The sequence below is a fragment of the Parageobacillus thermantarcticus genome, from assembly GCF_900111865.1.
In the GTDB taxonomy this organism is placed as follows: domain Bacteria; phylum Bacillota; class Bacilli; order Bacillales; family Anoxybacillaceae; genus Parageobacillus; species Parageobacillus thermantarcticus.
Genome location: NZ_FOJS01000092.1, coordinates 1 through 2,474, shown reverse-complemented (window position 1 = coordinate 2,474; position 2,474 = coordinate 1). Strand labels below are relative to the sequence as shown.

The 2,474-nt window shown below is 31.1% G+C and carries 3 protein-coding genes; 1 reads left to right on the top strand and 2 read right to left on the bottom strand.

Annotation, left to right across the window (positions count from 1 at the left end; all coding sequences use genetic code 11):
- Positions 1-31 precede the first annotated feature (31 nt).
- Positions 32-1,237, bottom strand: coding sequence for a hypothetical protein (locus BM278_RS18080; RefSeq protein WP_090952506.1), 1,206 nt, complete (start codon positions 1,235-1,237; stop codon positions 32-34).
- Between the two features lie 447 nt (positions 1,238-1,684).
- Positions 1,685-2,038, bottom strand: coding sequence for a hypothetical protein (locus tag BM278_RS18070; RefSeq protein ID WP_090952501.1), 354 nt, complete (start codon positions 2,036-2,038; stop codon positions 1,685-1,687).
- Positions 2,039-2,306: 268 nt separating this feature from the next.
- On the opposite strand from BM278_RS18070, the gene BM278_RS18065 reads away from it, so the two are divergent.
- A partial coding sequence (locus BM278_RS18065) for an ArsR/SmtB family transcription factor (RefSeq protein ID WP_143093497.1) occupies positions 2,307-2,474 on the top strand: 168 nt, incomplete at its 3' end.

The window sequence follows — 2,474 nt, the reverse complement described above, 5'->3', positions numbered from 1 at the left end:
AGGGAGACTTGCCGGACTTGCCTACCATACGTCAAGTCATCAGGTCCATGTTGTCTATCAAAGGGGAATTTACACAATAATTAGGACTTGACCATGTTTGGTTCGTTTTATTAGAAATGACCAAGTTAATTTTTGATTCTTCTTCTGTTACCCTTCCATATGGTACATAGGCAACTAGAGATTTTCCTTCTGGCATAAAGTCATAAATCGGTACTTTCGCTTTTGGATTAGGAACAAAACAAATCTCAGTTTGAACAAAGGAACTAGATAAGTCTTTTTCATACACAGGAATGGTTCTACTTAATAACACTGTCGTAATAGAGGAGTGTTCATTTTCAAATTTTGAAATGAGCCAATTTTTTGCCTTTTTTAAAGATATGGATGGTGGCAAACCAATCATAATCATGTTTATATTGTTTTCATTGATTTCCTCACTATGCTTTTTAACATTTTTAGCTGCTCTTCTGAATAAATCCTCAAATCTTTTCTGTTCTTCTTGACCGTATTCCTTTAAAGAAAGAAAAATCAACGATTGTTTATGAGGAAAAATACAATATTCAGGATTATCTACCTCTATTTTCGAAATTTTAATGATACATCCATTAAGTTCATATATAACATCTGTTCCTAAATAATGTTTAAAATGAGCAAGAGAACGATATATCCCCAACTTTAAGTCCGTTAATTCTACTGTTTTTTCAGGAGCATGGATTAGGATTATTTGAATTGCATTAATCTGCAACTCCTTCATTTTTTCTAATATGAACTCATAAATTTCATCACATTGTTTGGTAAACTCTTTCTCTGCATTAGAAACTAAAAGTTTTTTACAGGAAACATTTATCTTTTTCTCACCCAAATGGATGTTAAAATCAAAACCAGGATGCCCTGTATCACATAATGTTACCTTTTGTCCTTCATAATCAAACATTGCTGCGGAAGTGATTTCGAAAGTGCGGCTCACTATATCGGTTGATTTTCTTAATTTTATCAGCTTCAAGTATTCTTTTAACCACTCCCCGTATAGCCCCTTTTTTCTGAACTTGTCTACTGCACTTGCAATGACAAAAAGTTCGACTGAAGCTAAAGTATCCTCTCTCTTCATTAATTCAGTAAAGATGGAATTGGAGGACTTTTGTTTTTTTACCCATTTCGGATTCAAAAATTCATAAAGAGATTTTAGTTTTTCCCGGAATTCATTTTCGGGTATTCCATTTGGCTTTTGTCTTTTTAACATTGTGTTCACCTACTTAGATTACAACCACTTTTGTTTTGTAACTTTTAAAAAATCTTAGGTGACATTAAAAAACCCCCTCGAAGTTCTAATATCTATCCATCATTATTAATAATATCTTCTCTAACAATTTTATTGTCTTACGATTTTTTGCAAGTAATAATAAAATAATAAATTTGATGATAACATCCATATTCCAATTAAATTATACTCAAATAAAATCGAATGTGGGTATTTACAAAGCACTATCATATGAAAAAGAAAGACCAAAAAGATGATAAAACAAGACCCAAACTTCTCCATCTTACATGATAGGCGAGCCTTTTCCAATTTTGAAACAACGTAAATACTGTAGTACACCAATAAGTGTAAAAAAAATTGTATCAAGATAAAAATGAAAATGTTCATCTTAATCACCCTCTTGGTATAGTAAAAATTATCAAGAGAATGTCAAGAAAATAGTGCCTTTATTAGTAAAAGTATTAAATAAAGAAGCATAGGAGACAAACTGACAAAATGTATTAAATATTTAGAACTTTTATATTTTCTCAGACCTTCCTTAAGCTGCCTTTTTGCTTCTGCACTGATAGATTTCCAATTTCTTGGATCATTGTGATTCAAAAAAATAATATCGGAATATCGGTACAACAATTTGAGAGCTTCTTTATTTGCCTCATATTCATCTCTTACTTTTACAAAATTAATACAAAAAGAAAAAAGAAAGCTAAAGGCAAATATACAGAAAAGGATACCCACAGGTATATTCCAAAAGAACTGATCCACTAAAACCATAATCGCTGCCAAAATCACAATTCCAATAAAGACAATCCTTATCGATTTAAAAATTATCGGAATTAACCCCAAATTACCGATATTGATACGACTGAAATTCAAGAAAAACCTTTGATTTCAAGGGACAAGCTGGGGTTTGTCCTAATTTTATTATGGACAAGAAAGTCCTTTTTTAACATGAAAAAACATTTCCTAAACTTGACAAAAAAATGAATATAAAATATGATACATACATATGAACATATGCTCATATATAATAAATAAAGTGAGGGGAATCATCATGAAGATGGAAGACCATTCTTTCTTAAAATCTGAAACCATTGAAAATGTATCGCGAATATTTAAGGTATTAGCCGATCCAACACGAATCAAAATTCTTTATTTGTTATCGCAAGAAGAGTGCAATGTCAATCACATTGCAGAAGTGTTGGAAATGTCTCAATCAGCC